We start from the raw sequence: 19131 nt of genomic DNA on the forward strand, positions 1-19131 counted from the left end.
AGCTGCGAAATTCTATCCCTTTGGATTCTTTCTTGTCCAAAGGGACTTATTATGGTTAAAATAAGGTAGCTGACCAATAATTTGGCTATATTACTGAAAATGAAATCATCCTTAGGAGATGAAATAGGTTGCTAAAATAAATTTAGTGAAATAAGAAATAAGGAAGAGCACCGTAGGGTATAATGACAAAGAGAAATATTAATTTGAAGGAGAGTTGATTTTGTTATGGATACGCAAGTAACTACAAAACTTAAAATACATAAGCCAGCTAATGAGGTGTTTGAAGCAATCGTAGATCCTTTGGAGATTGGAAATTACTGGTTCTCCTCGAGTTCCGAGAGATGGGAAGAAGGCAAGTCCATTACTTTGAGGTATGATGAATATGGAGCAGAAGGAAAAATAAATATATTAAAAATCGAGGAAAACAAGAAAATCGAATTTTCATGGGGTGAAGAATCTAATGAAGAAACAGTTGTTACCATTACACTTAAAGAGTTTGATCATACAAGTACAGTTATAGAAGTGAACGAATCAGGCCTTAATGAACATGATCCTGAAGTAGTAAACAAAATGCTGGGACAAAAAGAAGGCTGGGTATATACGTTAACTTGTTTAAAGGGCTATTTGGAACATGGAATTCGTGATTTGAGAGCATCCTTAGTTCATTAGTCAGGAACATTTTAAATAAGCCCAATTATCTATCCTTATTGAACGAATTGATGAGATAGCTTAATGTCATGATACAAATTTAAGAATTATACGCTTATGCTGCGTGTGGATGGTTATTTTAGGTATCGTAAAATAAAAAAACTAGCCAAAAAACACGGAGGCAAGGTCAGTAGCATAATAATCCCTTACTGTTCTGAAATGTACAGAAGGGATTATTTTTTGTTGGATTTTAAAAATAGGTATGAATTTCATAATTGCTCTTCCAAAAATACAAAGACGCATTCTTATTAATCGCATGATAGATACGATTTAAATTAATTACTTCATATTTTTGGGGAGGTTCTATATTTGGATGCCAGATAGATTTAGTTGTCGTGTAATGGTTATAAGAAGTACTTCTCCAGTCTTTTTATAGTTATCTAGTCAACTACCATTATATAAGGTTTGGATAAGTACTTCTTTTTTCGTGTCCTGAATTCGTTGGGAAGTAAGGCTTAAGAATTATGAGATTCATTCAGTTTGCTGAATATATCTTTACAAATTGGCGTTTTTTGTATTGAGAAACACATGCATTTATTCCGATTGTTTTTTCATTTATCTTCAATTACTTTTCACTCCTTTTCGAAAATGTCTTATCCATTCTTTTCAAGGTGACATCTGTTACAAAAACCTTGATATTAATACGGAATTTAGCGAAAGAATTAGATATAGAACCTCCGTATGAGTGGGAACTCCCGACAAAATAGCCCGTTCCGTATAGATGCACCTCGGCTTTATTCCTACACTAACCCCCTATCCTTCCCAAATGCTACACGATATAGCATTAATCAAAGGTAAAATGCTAATTATTGCGTATTTTCGAGATATTCTAAAATAAATGTAGATATATCGCAATAAAGTAAAAATTCTATGAGCTAAACAGGAAATATCAAGCATACGGTCATTTTATACAGTTTTAAATTAATGATACATTTAGATATTAGATCCATAAGTAAAATATTTTTTTCTAGGAGGTGCTAGTTTTGGAAAACTCAAGAAAATACTTAGAGGGATAGCCATCTTTGTTTCGTGTCAATTTTAATGTTGATTTCCATTCAGCATTTAGAATTACCACTAACATTAAAAAAGATCGCAGAAGCTAAATATTTAAGGAGGATGATATGATTTACAATCCATTTTTTTAATAGGATATTAATAAAAAGGAGTGTATCGTTTGAAAAAAAAGTATATTGAAACGAAAGTACTATGGCCTGTTCTAATAATTTTACTGTTAGGGTTGGTTCCTGTTGGGGTAAATCCTTCGGCTGCGGAAGAGATTGTAGGCACTATATTAAGTTTCATTACGGGGAATTTTGGATGGGTTTTCGTCATATTTCCATTTATGATACTTATCTTTTTCGCGTGGCTTGTTTTTGGTAAATATGGTCGTATTAAATTGGGGGATCCCAAAGATAAACCACAATTTTCAAATTTTAGTTGGTTTTCCATGATTTTTACGACGGGGATTGGTGCAGAAATCATGTATCAATCGGTAATTGAACCAATTACTTATACGACTGGCCCTCCATTTGGATTAGAAGCAGGAACATTAAGTGCAGCGGAGTGGGCACTGCCCTATGGTTTATTCCACTGGGGAATACTCGCGTGGGCTATCTATGCGCTGCCCAGTATTCCGATGGCATATGCCCTATATGTTAAAAAAATACCTCATTTTAGACTCAGTGCTGCGTGCAAACCAATTCTAGGTAAACATGCTGACGGTTTACCGGGGAAAATCGTTGATGTAGCAATGATGCTTGGTTTAATTGGAGTAGTGGGAACAAGTATAGGCTTGGTTGCTCCTATGATAGCTGAGCTTTTGAGTGAAATGTTTCATATTCCTGTGACTTTGGGGTTATTGGTATTTGTTATTGCACTTTGGGTGATTATTTTTGGCGGAAGTGTATTCTTGGGTCTTGAAAGAGGGATTAAACGCTTATCAAACTTTAATATCATTATTGTGGCAGTAATCACTATTTTTGTGTTTCTTGTTGGTCCAACAATATTTATGATGAGTAATACGATTGAAGCTTTAGGTAAAATGTTTAACAATTTTTTTGAAATGGGCTTAACGCTTGGATCCATCAATGGAGAAAGTTTTCCGCAGGATTGGACCGTTTTTTATTGGGCATGGTGGATTGGTTATGCGTCATTAATTGGTTTGTTTACTGCCAGAATTTCCAGAGGGCGTACAATAAAACAAGTGATCATTACCCAATGCTTAATAGGACCAGTGGGCTGCTGGATATTTTTTAGTGTTTTTGGAAATTACGCATTGAACATTCAATTATCTAATTTGATTCCAGTTGATTCGATCATGGCTGAAGGCGGGCAAACGGGAGTCATCATGGCAGTTATTAACACGTTACCTCTTAGCGCAGTCATCATACCACTATTGGTAATAGCCTACTTAATATTCTCTGCAACAACGTTTGACACTGCTTCGTTGATCTTATCATCCGTTGCAAGTAAGAAACTGGATAGAACTGGACAACCACCTCGTCTTTACAGGTTATTTTGGGCGTTGATTCTTGGTGGAGTAGGCATAATCATATTAGCTATAGGCGGCTTGGAAGCTGTTCAATTATCATCGGTTATTGTAGGCGTTCCCATGATTTTGGTTTTTGTGTTGATGACTATCTCTTTTATAAAATCTGTCAAAGAAGATTTTGGTGAGGGGAAAGCGACTTTAGTAAAAAATTCTAAATTACCAATCTCCGAATCTAATAATGATCAGGAATCGAAAGAAAATCAAGTGAAAAAGAGTAATTGATAAACATGAGATACATTTATTCATCTAGCATCAAAATCACTAATACAACAGGATTATTCAATAAATAAAATTTTCATATAAGATAATTTTTTCGGAAAATTAATTTTTTAGTGTTGACAACAAACCGTCCAGACGGTTAACCTGATTATAGAAAACGCTTTAAAAAAGGGGACGAGATCGTATGTAATGGATCCATGTTCTTCTTGAAGCAAGTTTAACCAGAGAGAAAAACAATGAAGGAGGAGTTGTGCAATGAAACAGACATCACCACTTGTGCTCGGTATCGATGCTGGTGGCACGATGACCGACACGATTCTCGTGGACGAAGAAGGAAACTTCGCCGTCGGTAAGGCACCGACTACGCCTAATTACGAATCGGAAGGTTTTATTGAATCAACACGGGACGCCACCGATATCTGGAATTTAGATATCAACAAAACATTTGAAGAATTGGCGGTAGTCCTATACTCAGGTACAGGTATGCTGAATACATTGTTGTCCAGAACAGGAAAGCGCATTGGCCTTATCGTGACACGAGGTATGGAAGACGCCGTACTCATGGGGAGGGGGCTTCAATCATGGTCCGGTTATTCCTATGAAGACCGCTTGCATGCTGTCACCCACGCTCATCCTGACCCGCTTGTCCCACTCAGCCGGGTACGCGGTGTGACGGAACGTATTGATCAATTTGGCCAAGTTGTTATCCCTGCTTACCAACATGAAGCAGTCAGCGGCGTGAAGGAGCTCTTGGAACAGGATATCGAAGCATTATGCATCTGTTGTATGTATTCACATGTGAATCCTGAACACGAGTTAAAAATTGGAGAAGCTGCTCAAAAGGTATTGGAGGAGCATGGTGTCGATATTCCGATTTACTTTAGCCATCAGGTTCGTCCAATTATTCGCGAACAGTCTCGGTTGAACAGCACACTTATTGAGGCATATGCGACTGCCAGAGGGCGTGAGCAGTTACTGGGTGTTGAAGCAGCAGCTAAGCAGCATGGCTTTCCGCACAGTATGCAAACGATGCTTTCCTATGGCGGACTTGCTGACGTACGTTATCCTCGTCTTCATGAAACAATGATTTCCGGTCCGGTTGGCGGACTTTTGGGAGCCAGACATGTTGGTGAATTAATTGGTACGGATTCCGTTATTGTCAGCGATATGGGAGGTACAAGCTTTGATATTGGCGCCATTACTCGCGGCAAGGTTCCGATTGAAGATGAACCCACGTTAGCACGCTTTAAACTGAATTTACCGACGTTAGCGATGGATACGATTGGTGCTGGCGGAGGTACCATTGTTAAGGTGGATCCATACACGCACAAAGTTAGTCTAGGACCTGAAAGCGCTGGATCGGTGCCTGGCCCGGTAGCAATGGATATGGGAGGCACAGAGCCGACAATTGCTGACTGTGATGCGATCATGGGTCGCTTGAATCCCGATAACTTTCTTGGAGGTAAAGTCAAACTCAATGTGGAGAAGGCAAAACAAGTCTTGAAAGAGAAAGTTGCCGATCCTTTAGGAGTTGATGTATATGAAGCAGCGGAAGGAATGGTAAATATGCTTGAGATGGAAGCAAAGTCTTCCATTGAATCTATTATTTCTACACGTGGCGTCGATCCAAATGAGTACCACTTAATGGCTTATGGTGGATCTGGTCCGCTCCATATGGCTGAGTACAGTCGAGGATTAGGTTTTAAAGGGATTATGACATTCCCGTTTGCGGCCGCTTTTTCCGCTTTTGGCTGTACCACAGCAGATTATTTGCATCGGCATAGCCGATCTGTCCATATCATGATTGGAGCTGATGACTCAGATAAGGATCAAGACGAGATACGCCGACAGATTAATGATATATGGAGTGAACTTGATGCCAAAGCCCGCAAGGAATTGGTCTCTGAAGGCCATGACGGGGATGCTGTTGTTTGTGAACCGTTTGCCATGATGCGTTATACGGGTCAACTGGAAGATGTGGAGGTTGCGGCACCAGCGATAAAGTTAGAATCTGCTGAAGACGTAGATGCACTTACACAGGCGTTTGAAACACTGTATGAATCGATTAACCGTAGTGTGTCTGGTTTTGGAACAGCTGGATTTACCATTATGGAACTCGGTTTAAATGCCCGTGTGGAAAAAGTGAAACCAAAGCTGACACGTCGTCCGTTGGGATCTCGGGAGCCTGACGCTGAAGCTAATAAAGGAAAGCGATCCATGTATTATAATCGCACTTGGCATGAGGCGCAGCTTTGGGAGATGGACATGCTGAAGCCTGGAAACGTGCTTGACGGGCCAGCTATTGTAGAGCATCCGGCGACAACTTTGGTTATTCCAGCCGGAGATCGGGTTCGTGTGGATGAATGGACGATTCTGCACTATGAACACGGAGATCAAAAGCAAAAATCGGAAAGTTACGTACTGTAGATCAAGGTTTAATTTAATACAAGGAGGATCCGTATGAATGAAGCAGTTGAAAACAAATCGATGACATTCAAAGAACAGTTGCTTGAGAACGATCGTAAATTTCGAGAAACAGGCTGTTATGCCGGTATAACAGAGTTAACATGTCGTGAAGATGACCCGCTGCGCTATGAAAGCTTGCATACCAAGCTTCGTTCGATGTCCATAGCAGCACGGGAAATGGCTCGCAGTATTTCGGCCTCACCCGGTGTACGAGAAGTAGGGGAAATGGTCGTAGCATTATACACACCTGAGGGGGATGCCATTAGTCTTTCCACCGGAATTATGGTTCATGTACACACGATGAGCCGGTTTATCAAATGGATGATTCAAAATGGGTATGAAGATTCCCCTGGTATTTGTCCCGGTGATGTTTTCGCAAACAATGACGCTTTCATCGGCACGGTACAAGTACCGGACGTGATGGTCGTTGTACCGATCTTCCATGATGATGAGCTGATCGGTTGGGCAGGTACGGTTGCTCACGAATTAGAAGTTGGTGGTATTACACCTGGTGGTGATGTATACCTAGCTCAAGAGCGTTTTACAGAAGGCTTGTTTGTTTGCGCTGAAAAAGTGGGTGAAAACGATGAATTCCGCCGAGATTATATGATTCGGCTGGAACGAAATCTCCGTATGCCTATCTATTGGATGTTTGACGACAAAGCGAAGTTAGCAGCTAATCTCGAATTAAGGGATCAAGTAAAAGAGCTGATTGAGGAAGTAGGTTTAGACTACTATAAGCGAGCAACACGGGAATTCATTGAAGAAGGTCGCCGTTCGCAGCTTTCACGGGTGAAGCAGCTTATGGTGCCCGGCCGCTACAGGGGACACACGTTTTATGGCCACCTTACAGAAGGCAAGCCAGGAATTTTGCCTTTAGGTGATGAGAATTTGTTATATTCCATTCCGCTCGAACTAGATGTAGGCGGGGATGGTCACATGCACTTGGATTTTGAAGGCACCGGTTCTTGGGGTTATCACTCGATGAACTGTACACCAGCCGGTATGGATGGTGGATTGTTTGTTACGTTAACCCAGTCGATGAACTATGAAGGGAAAGTGAATGATGGAGCTTGGCTGGCTACGGATATGAATTTGCCATCGGGAACCTGGACGAACCCAGACCGTCATACCGTAGCAACGGCCACGTCTTGGGCATTGCTTCTTCCTGCATTCGGTATTTTTCAACGGTTGCTCAGTCGAGGTTTTGTAAGCCGTGGATTCAAAGAGGAAGTGTTTGTAGGTCAAGTAAATAGTCCAATGGTGGAAATGGGTGGACAAAGCCAGTATGGAAGTCAATTTGGTATGGCTATGTTTGAGTGTTCGGCAGCTGGAAGTGGAGCCCTTGGTATTAAAGACGGGATTGATAACGGATATGTTGGTTGGAATCCTGAATCCGATATGGGCAATATGGAAGTATGGGAGCAAGGCATACCAATGCTTTACATGGGCCGAAGCATCACAGCAGATTCAGGCGGAGTGGGACGCTACCGTGGTGGTACAGCCTTCACGTCGCTGTGGCTCGTGCATAATACAGATGAAGTGACGATCGCTACATCTGAACATTCCAGTCGTGTATTTGATAATGCAGGTATGTGTGGCGGTTATCCAGCACCGACAGCACATCGGCACTACTCTGTACGAAATAGCAATATGAAGCAGTTGATTGAGGAACAAAAACCTTTGCCTCACTCATTAGGTACCGATCCATATATGACCGATTTGGAGCGGTTTGTAGAGGGTGAGCTGAAAGAGGTAGAAGGTCCGCATATAGACAAGCCGTTGCAATCCGGCGACTTATTTGCTCATTCATATAATGGCGGCGGCGGTTATGGTGACCCTATTGAACGTGATCCATTGGAAATAGTTCGAGATGTGGAAAATGGATATGTGACGGCAGAAATTGCCCAAAGAGCTCATGCTGTTGTGCTGGATTATGATGAGAAGCGTAAGACGTGGAGTGTTAATACAAAAGCAACTGAAGAGAGACGGGAGGAAGTCAGGAAAAACCGATTACGTAAGGCGGTGCCTGTTGAAGATTGGATAGAATCCGAACGGAAACGTGTGGTGGAAGGAGACTTTGTTACCGAAGTCCGTAAGATGTATCAGGACACCATGAACATTTCCAATCGTTTTGCTAAGGAGTTTCGTGAATTCTGGAATTTACCCGAAGATTTTACAATGTGAGGAGTGAATAATGATGGCAAGCTATGATCACGAGGTCATTCGCGACTTAATAGACGGTCAGCTGCCCTGGCAGTCGACGAAAGCAATAATGAGCCAGTATAAAGATGATGATCGGTTTTTTAAGTACATTGATATTCTTCAGGAAAGGGTGGCATTTAAAGACCCGATTCTGTTACCGATCGGCGAACATTTGCATATTGTTTCCAAGAAAAAAGAGCCACAAGGCGAGCGTGTAGTGAAATGCAGTTGTGGTTATGAGTTTGGTCACTATACGGAAAATTGGAAGTTGAAGGCTGTGATCAATGTCCGTAATGATGAAGAAGCGATTGCTGAAATTTATCCTGGACGCCATAGCTATGATCCGGAATGGATGGAAATTCGCGAGTTTATATGCCCGAGTTGTGCCAGGTTATTGGAAGTAGAAGCAGCGGCACCGGGGTATCCAATTGTTTTTGATTTCTTGCCGTACTTAGAGACCTTTTATCGCGATTGGCTCGGGAAAGAGTTACCAGCTGAGCCAAAAAGGGATTGACAGTACGTATAATGATATATGAATAGAATTCATGTTTCCTGCTGGCAGATAGACTTTGGGCTCAAAGCAAGATGTGATCTCAACCAAATAAACAACGAAAATAAATAAGTGGTAAACGGCCTTGGCTCTGTAAGTAAGAGCCAAGGCTGTTTAGGCATTATTGATAAAAGACTAGATTGGATCCATCATTTCTTCGACTGCATGCAGCAGGAAAAGGTGCCCTATTTCCAGTCCTCCTTTGTTAACTGGAGAAGTCTTTCTAAAACAAGCTGACGGGTATCATCTTCTAATGGAGCTAAATCAAAAATTTCGGAAAACCAAAGGCCATCGACAGCAAGTCTTAAAATAGTAGCATTAATGGGATCGAGACCATCGTTGTCAATATGATCCTGCCAATGTGCATAAGCATCTTGAACAGGCTTTAATAAGTCGCGATTGATGGTTGCTGCTGCCATTAACCCAGCGTCCATATCTTTATCCGGATTCCTCTTGCCGAATGTTCCTTTGATGAACGAACGTGTCCATCTTCCTCTCGGATCCTCTAGTGTATCCTGATCCACATTCCTCTCGATATTATCTATATAACTTTGCATGGGATCTTGTACCATACCGGCGACTAAGGCATCTTTGGATGGGAAATGATATAATAGCCCCCCCTTACTTACACCAGCTTTCTCTGCTGTAGCTTCGAGTGTTAAATTCAATATACCTTCTGTTTGTACGATATAGGCTGCCGCTTTGAGAATTTTAGAACGTGTGTCATTTTTAGACATAAACATATTCCTTTCAATAACCTGAGTAACTTTTTACTCTTATTATACCGTCCAGACTGAGCGGTCGTCTATGGATAAATATTAACTATTGTGAATTTTATCTATAAACAGCTCCGAGAAAATAATTTCTCAAGTAAATTTCATATAAATATATCCTAATGTGTTTAAAAGGGGATTCATTTGGTAACACGAAAAGACAAAACATGTACAGATCGCAATTTTTTGAACATATTCTATAAGTGTTACGCCGTATTTGTATGAAAAAATAAGCAATACACCGTCCTTCATTGGGGATGGTGTATTGCTTATGGATAGCTTCAAAAATAAATTACTTTATTGCGATTACCGTATATGAAATACCCTTTATTGTTTTCATCCCATCCATTCACTGCAATATCTTCCATAAACCGGTACATAATAAAAAATAGAATGATGAATAAAATAATTCCATTTTATCCACTTGCAAATGACGTTGCGTAATGTGATTTAATATTAACTAGGAGGTGTATTCATGGAAGAAAAAAGGAAGTTTTCAATTGGCGAAATTTCCAAATTAACTGGTGTCACCGTCCGGACGTTACAATATTACGATAATATTCAATTAGTGCCATTACAAAAAAGCGAAACAAGCAGACGGAGATATTACACAGAATCAGACTTAACCCGGCTGCAACAGGTTCTGTTCTATAAATCATTAGGATTAAAAATCAAAGATATCACGAAGCTGTTAGAAAAAACCACAACTGCCGAGCAGCTTCGTCATGTATTAGAAAAACAACGGGACATTTTCTACTATAGGCTGCATGATGTCAAAAGCAATATTGCGATGATTGAAGCAAGCTTGGCTGGAATTGAAAAAAATGATTCCCTTCCGCTAGGAAATCTGGTGCAATTAATTATCTCTTTAAATAAGGACACGGTTTATCAATATAAAGATGTTTCCTTTGATAAAAAATCAGAAGATACTTTTATAGAGCATTATCAGAACCAGGAAGCGGTTTTAGAAGTGTATTGGGACTGGAAAGCACTGATATTAGAAGCGGTCGCTCACATACTGAATGATGTTCAGCCGGAAAGTGAGCAGGGGCAGGACTTTGCGAAAAGATGGATCGAGATGGTGGTAAATATTTCAGACGGGAGCAAGGAGTTACTCGATGTTTATAAAGATTCTTACAAAAATCGGGATCAATGGCCACAGGAGGATCGTCAGTTGATTGACTTTACCAATACTTTTATCGATAAGACAGTAGACCATTATTTATCCGCTGGCAAGCCTGACGAGTGGAGGAGCAAAAATGATTGAAATGAAAAATTTAACAAAAACCTTTAAAGATAACATCTCCGTCAATCAATTATCACTGGTCATTCAACCAGGTGTTGTGACAGGCTTTTTAGGTCCAAACGGCGCAGGGAAATCCACCACAATGAAAATGATTTTAGGATTAATGAATCCGAGCGAGGGCAGTGTAACAATTGATGGACAGACCTATAAAGATTTGAAGCTTCCTATTTCTAAAGTAGGAGCTTTAATTAACGGAGACGCCGTAAATCCAAAGGTAACTGCCAAGCAGCATTTAGAAATCATCGCTTTAGCTAGCGGTATTTCTAAAAAGCAAATAGAAAAAATGCTGAAGGAAACGGGATTGGAAAATGTAAAAGACAAACCAATAGGTACGTTTTCTTTAGGAATGAAACAACGTTTAGGGATTGCAACTGCTCTTCTGGGAGATCCGGAAACAGTAATCTTAGATGAACCTTTTAACGGATTGGACGTAGACGGCATTCATTGGTTGCGTGGGTTAGCAAAGAAGCTGGCACGGGAAGGAAAAGCAGTATTGGTGTCGAGCCATCTCATGAGTGAAATGCAAATGATCGCGGATCGAATGATTATCCTGGCTCAAGGAAAATTAATTACAGATATGACCATCGATGAATTAGCAGAAAGCAGCCTCGGTTCTTTTGTGAAAGTAAGCTGTGAAGATAATCATAAATTACAGCGTTTATTAGCTGCAAAAGGGGCAGAGGTGAAACAGGTGAAAAAAGATGAGCTGCAAGTTTATCAATTAGGTATAAAACAAATTGGATTAACAGCGAAGGAAGGACAGCTGGCTTTATACGAATTAACGAAAGTACAGCCATCCTTAGAACAATTATTTGTAGAATTAACGGAAGGAAAAGCAGATTATGTTTCAACGGATAACCTTATGACGGAAGGAAGGAAAACCTAATGAAAAATATCATTCAAGCGGAATATAAAAAGATTTTCTTTCTTACCTTTTCCAAAGTCTTTTTGACTTTTACGATTGGAATCAGTTTATTAATAGGAATTATCTTTGCTGTAACAACCAATGTTACACAGGGTACAGCAATTACAGATTTATCCGTCATGGAGGTCGTATCAGCAAATATGTTAGGCGTGGATTTAGCCAGTATTTTATTGATCATTTTTACTGCGTTAACCATATCGAGGGAATTCACTGCAGAAACTATCTACACTTCTTTAGCAGCCGTTCCGAATCGAAAAAAACTGTTTCTGGGAAAGTATATAACCTTTTTTCTTCTATCCATTGTTGTGAGCATACTGATCGTAGCACTCACTTATCTGTCCAGCCAACTCATTCTTGTGGCAAATAACATGTCACTTGCCAGCTTAGCAGATTCGGATATCCGGCAATTTGTTTTTGGAGTCTTGCTGATGCCAGTATTTTATTGCCTGCTTACCGTTGCGGCAACCATTATTTTCAAAAACAGCGGTGGAGGAATTGCTTTTTCTATCATCGTTTTGGCCGTCCCGGCATTAATTAATATGTTTCCTGATTCGCTCCAAAAAGTATTTCTTCCTCTTTTGCCTCAATCGGCAATACACAGTTTATCTGGTACAGCTGGAGCAGAATCGTTTGAAGCAACAGGTGCGTTTACCAGCATAGGTATATTGATTATCTGGTTAGTCATAACATCTGTCATAGCTATCTTTTCATTTCAAAAAAGAGATTTTTAATCTATTCTAGTAATAGGAAGAAATAATTTTTCATATAGATTATCATTTATAAAACTTATTTAACATGGAGAGAACAATGAATATAAAGAAGATATATCAACTTTTATTAAACTTGCTGCTTGTATTCTTTTTGATATTTTTGCTTTCTGTAGAGCAATTAAACTTATATGCAGTCATCTATGCTGTGGTGGCGGTGCTTCTGATTGGCCATCTTTGGTTATCGCAGAATAAAAAAACAACAAAGATCGTTTTTACGATTATATATTTACTCATCATGTCTACGCAACAGGTGTTTAATACCTTATTTGTATTTTCCGGGATAGATACAGGCATGGTATTTCTAATGAAGAAAATGGTTGCAGTTATTTTTATGCTGGTCCCTTTTTTTGTTTTGTATTTTAATTATCTGTATACGATACAAAACGTCTTTTCCCAATCCGTAAAGGATGCTACGGCAATCAGCTTTAACATGATGAAAGAAATGCAAAAAAGTACCGTCAGTTTGGGGAATAAATTAAAGAAAGGCAGAAATTCCTTATCCCGGGAAAACCTAAATGAAATCATGGAGGATATTCCGAGGCACAGCTATACAACATATGTAAACAAAAATACCTTAACGGATGCCTTCTTTGCGGAGTGTCGGCGAAATTTAGCTGATGAACATTTGTATATTGTCATTTCAAGTACTGGAAGTCCTGCAAGTGAACTGATCTCTGTTTTCACACAAAAAGTTTATAATCATGTTTCACTCAGCTTTGACAGAGACTTAAAAACGATTGTGAGCTATAACGGCGGAGAAAAAGTTTCCCCGCCCGGATTAAACCAAGAGCAGTTAGCGCAATTTCACAAAAAGGATGATGCGGAAATATTAGTCTACAGCCTGGAGATTTCAAAGGAACAAAAAGAAATGATTATGGATAAAGTAAAGGAAATTAATGAAACAGGCAGTGCGTATAATTTTGTCGGGCTAGTTACAAAGTTCTCCGTTCGTCCCAATATTATGTTTTGTTCCCAGTTTGTCTATAATATGTTGAAAATAGTCGGCTTGGAATATTTCCAGAGCCCTGCCACTAAAATAAAACCGACTGACTTCGTGGAAAAAGACTATTATAGAAAATTGGCATTTTGTTATCAAATCAAATTTAATGCGTTATAAAAATATTTGCTGGTTTGTTGAATAACAGCTTAGAAGGAAAAATTGTATAATTATATGTATTGCAGGTTAAAAGGGATATGAACTGCTGTACGTGGAGAAAATCATAAGGTCTGGCTACCTTTTGAAAGTGGAGCGCTACCTCTTTCTAGTTCAATTATAGCATATACAAAAAAGTAAATATAGACTGTTTATTCCCAGTTACTACTGCTAAAATCAATAGAACCATAGCGAATAGGAGAGATGTAGAATGCGTTCTTTGGTTATCGGTTTTCAGGAAATGGACAAAACACAGTTTATGAACGTTGGAGGCAAGGGGCTAAATTTAGGAGAATTATCAAAAATTCCGGGGATAAAGGTGCCGGAAGGATTTTGTATCACGACAGCTGGATATCAAAAAGCCATCCAAAAAAATGGTCGATTTAAAGAATTGCTGCACCAGTTAGCAAGATTAAATGCAGCGGATCGAGACCAAATTGGTGAACTCTGCAAAAAGATACGGCAAGCCATAATAGAAACGGAAATCCCTTCTGATATGGTGAAAGAGGTTACCAGCAAACTCTCTAAATTTGGCGATAGACATGCTTATGCTGTTCGTTCCAGTGCCACTGCTGAGGATTTGCCTTATGCTTCCTTTGCCGGTCAGCAAGACACTTATTTGAATATTATCGGAAAAGAAGCTATCTTACAGCATATCCGAAAATGTTGGGCTTCCTTATTTACGGATCGTGCGGTGATCTACCGGATACAAAATGGATTTGATCACAGCCAAGTTTATTTATCTGTTATCATTCAAAGAATGGTGTTCCCACAGGCTTCAGGTATTTTATTTACGGCAGATCCCATCTCCTCCAACCGAAAACTGCTATCGATTGATGCTGGTTTTGGGCTAGGAGAAGCGCTGGTTTCCGGCTTGACATCAGCTGATTGCTATAAAGTAGAAGAAGGGAAAATTATAGATAAGATGATAGCCGATAAAAAGTTAGCTATCTACGGACGAAAAGATGGAGGGACAAAAACACATCAACTAAATCCTGAACAACAAAAGATGCAAACTCTTACAGATCAGCAAATTTTACAGCTGGCCAGTATTGGTCGAAAAATTGAAGCTTTCTTTGGATTGCCGCAAGATGTGGAATGGTGTTTGGTTGATGATACATTTTATATTGTCCAGAGTCGTCCTATTACGACGTTATACCCCGTCCCTGAAGTGAATGATACAGAAAAACATGTTTATGTATCTGTTGGGCATCAACAAATGATGACGGATCCTATGAAACCATTAGGAATTTCTTTCTGGCTGTCAACAACCCCAGCACCCATGCACCAAGCCGGCGGGAGATTATTTGTTGATGTTACACCACGACTAGCTTCACCTGATAACAGACAAACGCTGATAGAAACCCTTGGAGAGTCTGATCCGCTCATAAAAGATGCTTTGATAAGTCTCATTGAGCGGGGAGATTTTATAACCCCTTTACCAAATGACGATAATGAACCAGCATCCACTAACAATGATAATGATATGGGTTCTTTCGGTTTTCAGTCACAAATTGAAAATGATCCCATGATTGTCTCTGATTTGATCAAAAGTAATCAAGCATCCGTAGATGAATTAAAACAGACTATTCAAGTCTATTCAGGAGCGAATTTGTTTGATTTTATCCTGGAAGACCTTCAGCAGCTAAAGAAAATCTTATTTGATCCGCAAAGTTCGAAAGTAATCATGACAGCTTTAAAGGCTCCTGTATGGATTAATAAAAAAATGGATAAATGGCTGGGAGAAAAGAACGTAGCAGATATACTTTCGCAATCTGTACCAAACAATATTACTTCAGAGATGGGATTGGAATTATTAGATGTGGCAGATGTCATTCGCCCTTACCCGGAGGTAATTGCGTATTTACAAGGTGTTCAGGAGGATGATTTTCTAGATAAATTGCCAGAATTTGAGGGTGGCCAAGAGGCTCAACATGCTATCCATGCTTATCTGAACAAATATGGTATGCGTTGTGCCGGGGAAATCGATATTACAAAAACACGTTGGAGTGAAAAACCGACTATACTCGTCCCAATGATTCTCAATAATATTCAAAACTTTGAAGCTGGTGCCAGTAAAACAAAATTTGAGCAAGGGCGACAAAATGCTTTAAAAAAAGAACAAGAACTACTTGAACGCTTGGAGCAATTACCTGATGGAAGGCGAAAAGCGAAAGAAGTGAAGCGGGTAATTCATTTAATGCGGAATGTTATTGGTTATCGGGAATATCCAAAATATGGATTTGTCAGTCGTTATTTCATTTATAAACAAGCTCTTCTAAAAGAAGCTGAACGGCTCGTACAGGCGGATATTATTGATGAAAAAGAAGATATATATTACCTCACTTTTGAAGAACTTCATGAAGCTGTACGAACAAACAACTTGGATTATCAGACTATCAGTGAACGAAAAAAAGCGTATAAATCATACGAAAAACTGACTCCGCCACGTGTTATGACATCAGATGGAGAAATCATTACAGGTGATTATAAAAGAAAAAATCTCCCTGACGAAGCGATAGCAGGTTTGTCCGTTTCTTCTGGAGTTGTAGAGGGAAGAGCACGTGTTATTTTAAATATGGAAGAAGCAAACTTGGAAGAAGGAGATATTTTAGTTACTGCTTTTACTGATCCCAGCTGGACACCATTGTTTGTATCCATTAAAGGACTCGTCACAGAAGTTGGCGGACTGATGACCCATGGAGCCGTTATTGCAAGAGAATATGGACTTCCAGGAGTGGTTGGCGTAGAAAATGCAACGAAGCTGATTAAGGATGGGCAACGAATTCGTGTGCATGGAACAGAAGGGTATATTGAAATATTATAGTTGTTGAAGAACTTCTAGTAAGAAAGATGTTTTAAGGATATTTGTTGAACTTAACGTTTTAGGGTGGTTGGAGACTGTTTGACAAAGACGAGAATATTTTATGCAACGCTACTGAGGCAAAAGCATAAAAGCGTGAAAAGGCAGGCAGGTAGTTATTCGAAAAGACGTTTATCACGGAGAACCGCCCGTAAAACTCCCGCCACAAAATAGAGAGCGAAAATAAATTAATTTAGGCGGGAGATAACGGGCGCTAACTCCCTGAATCACTAAGGCTAATTCAGTGGGAGAATGAAGGAAGCAGACTAAGTTCGCGACGTCCTGTCGCAACGTCTGCACTAGCACATCCTGTGCGTCGAAAAACTCCCACTGAATGAAGTTTCGTTTTATAAGTGCCTTTTCTGTACAATACGAAGGACGTAATTCCTTAATAAGGCATAACTTATGTTTATTCTGTTAATTGGCAGTTTATTGAAAATCACTATCAAACCTATATAATAATAAAGTTTAGAATGAGGGAGCTGTCATCAAATGTCAACTATGCATTTTGCGATAGCTCCATTTAAAAATAAGTATATTGGTTATCAGGAGAAAATGGGTTAATTGAACAAGTTAAAATTCCAGTATTAAGTATCTGGGGAGAACAAGATTGTATTATTAAATTCAGTGCTGTAAACGAAACAGTTCATTCTCTTTAAAGCATCACTCAGGATACTAAAAGAGTGTGGGCATTTCTTGATCATCGACGATTCAGATGTGATAATTAAAGGTATTGAAGAGAAGTTTACTTGAAGTATTTATTGAATTTGAAAGCTTCATTGAAGATAATAAAGAAAAGTGCGATTAGTATTAAATGAAGAGTCTATAAGATGTAATGTATCTTTATATAGATTCTTTTTTTGTGTGTTTTCAGTTATGTATGATCACCATGCTGACATTTATAAACACCGAATTAAAATAGAAATAAATATTACAATTCTTTTACTTTTGTTTATTAAATAGGTAAAAAGAGGGGGATAGCGCCTTCCATTTCTATCTAATAATTGATTATAATACGGAAGTTTCTTAATTATTCTTAAATATTAAAGAACTAAAAATTAGGAAAAAGTACATGAAACAATTAGATGGTAAGTTTATTTGAACTAGGACTAGTGATATTCGACCTATTGAAAAGTGATTTATAAATACATAATATTATGAAATAACGAGAAAGCTTGTTATTTGAAAATTTCATAAGAAAGGAGGCGTACATATGAAAAAACGGTTATTCCTATGTTTGGTTTTACTAATAAGTATTACGCTGGCTGCCTGCAATTCAGATGAAGGGAACGATGCTGAAAATGCTGAAGGCACAACAGAGAATGCAGAGAAAGCCGAAACGGACAGTGAGAGGGGAACGGAGAATTTGACAGAGAAAGAAAGCTCCGAATCTACTTGCCCTGCTTCTACAGTTGAAGCAAATAATTATGAGACTCCAGTGGAGGGTTCAACTAGTGTGGTGCCTACTGCCTACTGGACACCCGAAGGAGCTGAACAAATCGTGTCTGATAGTAATGGTGGAACTTCACCATGGGATGCTAGTAATGCTGATCCAGGAAAAATATTGATTTCGACTGCTGGTGGAACAGGTAGTATAGAACATCATTTAGAAGTTGAGTCTGATTTTATTCAATCTGTAGATGTATATGTTGAAAATGGTGATAACAACTGTGAACAAATCGCCGAAGATCTTGAACCGACAGATCCTGTTGTAGCAGATAATAGAACGACATGGGTTGTCGATATTGGGACAGACCAATACCAAGAGGATGATTTAGTTTTAGCGTTTACTGGCGGACCAGAAGGTGATGAGGTCGTTACGGAAAGTGTTAATCTTTCCAGCAGTTTCGATCCGGAAGAATATTGGGATGAGGAAGTACAAATGTTAGGTGAGATTATTTATCATCGTGCCAATGATGAAACTAATAAATAATATTAAATCGAAGTGAAAATAGCACCTAGCTAATATTAATTTGGTCTATGTGCTTTGAAAATAATTTGTTCCTTACTTGTTATTAAAATGAGTTTACATTATTTAACCCTGAATAATGTAAAAATTTTATGTCTTTTTGGCATTTAAGTTAGAATTCGATAGAGTAAGTCTATTAAATTTAAATTATGGATAGGAGAGAAACATCATGAAACGGACAACTTTTAGAATCACTGGACTGCTATTTTTGCTCCTAGCATTAGTTGGGCTAATTGCTTGTAACTCGGAAGAAACGGTGACACTTCAAGGTGAACAGAATGGAGTAGTTTTAGAAATTACATATGTAGCTGAGGGAGACGAAGTTGTAGAACAATCTACTGAAAGTGAAATACCATATTCTTCTTTAATGGTAACAACAAAAGAAGAGGCTCAAGCTATTCTCGATCCAATTGTTGCTGAAATTCAAGGAACAGAAGGACTTGAACACAATATTGACTATCAAGAAGATAAAGCCATCGAAACAATGACAATTGATTATACTACTGCTGATCTTTCTGAAATTTCAGCACTGCCAGGTTCTAATTTTGAAGGTTCGGAAGACGCTGATATGGTCAGTTTAGAACAATCTGTAGAAATGATGGAAAGTCAAGGTTTTGAAGTCGTAGAATAAAATAAATTAATAGAGGAGACCGTGCCTGCGTTATATGATGGT

The 19131-nt window shown here is 39.0% G+C and carries 13 protein-coding genes; 12 read left to right on the forward strand and 1 reads right to left on the reverse strand.

Annotated features, from left to right (window positions below):
- Nucleotides 1–225 precede the first annotated feature (225 nt).
- From BN986_RS04085 to BN986_RS04105, 5 genes are all read left to right on the forward strand, one after another.
- Nucleotides 226–669: an SRPBCC family protein gene (locus BN986_RS04085; protein WP_040978361.1), complete on the forward strand. Its 444-nt coding sequence runs from the start codon at nt 226–228 to the stop codon at nt 667–669.
- A gap of 1213 nt (nt 670–1882) precedes the next feature.
- Nucleotides 1883–3481 (forward strand): BCCT family transporter, encoded by a 1599-nt coding sequence (locus BN986_RS04090; protein WP_052400622.1) that lies wholly within the window; start codon nt 1883–1885, stop codon nt 3479–3481.
- Nucleotides 3482–3733: 252 nt separating this feature from the next.
- Nucleotides 3734–5905: a hydantoinase/oxoprolinase family protein gene (locus tag BN986_RS04095; RefSeq protein WP_052400623.1), complete on the forward strand. Its 2172-nt coding sequence runs from the start codon at nt 3734–3736 to the stop codon at nt 5903–5905.
- Between the two features lie 60 nt (nt 5906–5965).
- Nucleotides 5966–8131, forward strand: coding sequence for a hydantoinase B/oxoprolinase family protein (locus BN986_RS04100; protein ID WP_262362460.1), 2166 nt, complete (start codon nt 5966–5968; stop codon nt 8129–8131).
- An 88-nt stretch (nt 8132–8219) separates the two neighbouring features.
- Nucleotides 8220–8663: an acetone carboxylase subunit gamma gene (locus BN986_RS04105; RefSeq protein ID WP_316244917.1), complete on the forward strand. Its 444-nt coding sequence runs from the start codon at nt 8220–8222 to the stop codon at nt 8661–8663.
- Nucleotides 8664–8884: 221 nt separating this feature from the next.
- Here BN986_RS04105 and BN986_RS04110 read toward each other — a convergent pair whose 3' ends face one another.
- Entirely contained in the window at nt 8885–9436 is a 552-nt protein-coding gene (locus BN986_RS04110; RefSeq protein WP_040978366.1) for a TetR/AcrR family transcriptional regulator, read from the reverse strand.
- A gap of 511 nt (nt 9437–9947) precedes the next feature.
- On the opposite strand from BN986_RS04110, the gene BN986_RS04115 reads away from it, so the two are divergent.
- The 7 genes from BN986_RS04115 to BN986_RS04145 all read left to right on the forward strand — a co-directional run bounded on the left by BN986_RS04115 (nt 9948) and on the right by BN986_RS04145 (nt 19089).
- Complete coding sequence (locus BN986_RS04115) at nt 9948–10739, forward strand: MerR family transcriptional regulator (RefSeq protein ID WP_040978367.1); 792 nt, start codon at nt 9948–9950, stop codon at nt 10737–10739.
- Nucleotides 10732–11664 carry an ABC transporter ATP-binding protein gene (locus BN986_RS04120; protein ID WP_040978369.1) on the forward strand — a complete coding sequence of 311 codons (933 nt, stop codon included), beginning with the start codon at nt 10732–10734 and terminating at the stop codon, nt 11662–11664. Before BN986_RS04115 ends, BN986_RS04120 begins: the two co-directional genes overlap by 8 nt.
- Nucleotides 11664–12434 (forward strand): ABC-2 transporter permease, encoded by a 771-nt coding sequence (locus BN986_RS04125; protein WP_040978370.1) that lies wholly within the window; start codon nt 11664–11666, stop codon nt 12432–12434. The genes BN986_RS04120 and BN986_RS04125 overlap by 1 nt, the downstream gene beginning before the upstream one ends.
- A 76-nt stretch (nt 12435–12510) precedes the next feature.
- Entirely contained in the window at nt 12511–13590 is a 1080-nt protein-coding gene (locus tag BN986_RS04130) for a hypothetical protein (protein WP_040978372.1), read from the forward strand.
- Nucleotides 13591–13837: 247 nt separating this feature from the next.
- A complete protein-coding gene (gene ppsA / locus BN986_RS04135) occupies nt 13838–16453 on the forward strand; it encodes a phosphoenolpyruvate synthase (protein ID WP_040978373.1) in 2616 nt (871 codons plus the stop codon).
- 1249 nt (nt 16454–17702) lie between these two features.
- The gene (locus BN986_RS04140) at nt 17703–18422 is read left to right on the forward strand and encodes a hypothetical protein (RefSeq protein ID WP_040978374.1); all 720 of its coding nucleotides are present in this window, start codon (nt 17703–17705) and stop codon (nt 18420–18422) included.
- Between the two features lie 205 nt (nt 18423–18627).
- Nucleotides 18628–19089, forward strand: a complete 462-nt coding sequence (locus BN986_RS04145) for a YehR family lipoprotein (RefSeq protein WP_040978376.1) — start codon at nt 18628–18630, stop codon at nt 19087–19089.
- The last annotated feature ends 42 nt before the right edge of the window (nt 19090–19131 follow it).

Origin of the sequence: Oceanobacillus jeddahensis (genome assembly GCF_000750635.1) — a bacterium.
In the GTDB taxonomy this organism is placed as follows: domain Bacteria; phylum Bacillota; class Bacilli; order Bacillales; family Amphibacillaceae; genus Oceanobacillus; species Oceanobacillus jeddahense.

Excerpts from the sequence above, each read along its gene's own strand:
- BN986_RS04085 (WP_040978361.1), top strand. The coding sequence starts at position 226 with ATGGATACGCAAGTAACTACAAAACTTAAAATACATAAGCCAGCTAAT.
- BN986_RS04095 (WP_052400623.1), top strand. The coding sequence starts at position 3,734 with ATGAAACAGACATCACCACTTGTGCTCGGTATCGATGCTGGTGGCACG.
- BN986_RS04100 (WP_262362460.1), top strand. The coding sequence starts at position 5,966 with ATGACATTCAAAGAACAGTTGCTTGAGAACGATCGTAAATTTCGAGAA.
- BN986_RS04105 (WP_316244917.1), top strand. The coding sequence starts at position 8,220 with ATGAGCCAGTATAAAGATGATGATCGGTTTTTTAAGTACATTGATATT.
- BN986_RS04110 (WP_040978366.1), bottom strand. The coding sequence starts at position 9,436 with ATGTCTAAAAATGACACACGTTCTAAAATTCTCAAAGCGGCAGCCTAT.
- BN986_RS04115 (WP_040978367.1), top strand. The coding sequence starts at position 9,948 with ATGGAAGAAAAAAGGAAGTTTTCAATTGGCGAAATTTCCAAATTAACT.
- BN986_RS04120 (WP_040978369.1), top strand. The coding sequence starts at position 10,732 with ATGATTGAAATGAAAAATTTAACAAAAACCTTTAAAGATAACATCTCC.
- BN986_RS04125 (WP_040978370.1), top strand. The coding sequence starts at position 11,664 with ATGAAAAATATCATTCAAGCGGAATATAAAAAGATTTTCTTTCTTACC.
- BN986_RS04130 (WP_040978372.1), top strand. The coding sequence starts at position 12,511 with ATGAATATAAAGAAGATATATCAACTTTTATTAAACTTGCTGCTTGTA.
- ppsA (WP_040978373.1), top strand. The coding sequence starts at position 13,838 with ATGCGTTCTTTGGTTATCGGTTTTCAGGAAATGGACAAAACACAGTTT.
- BN986_RS04140 (WP_040978374.1), top strand. The coding sequence starts at position 17,703 with ATGAAAAAACGGTTATTCCTATGTTTGGTTTTACTAATAAGTATTACG.
- BN986_RS04145 (WP_040978376.1), top strand. The coding sequence starts at position 18,628 with ATGAAACGGACAACTTTTAGAATCACTGGACTGCTATTTTTGCTCCTA.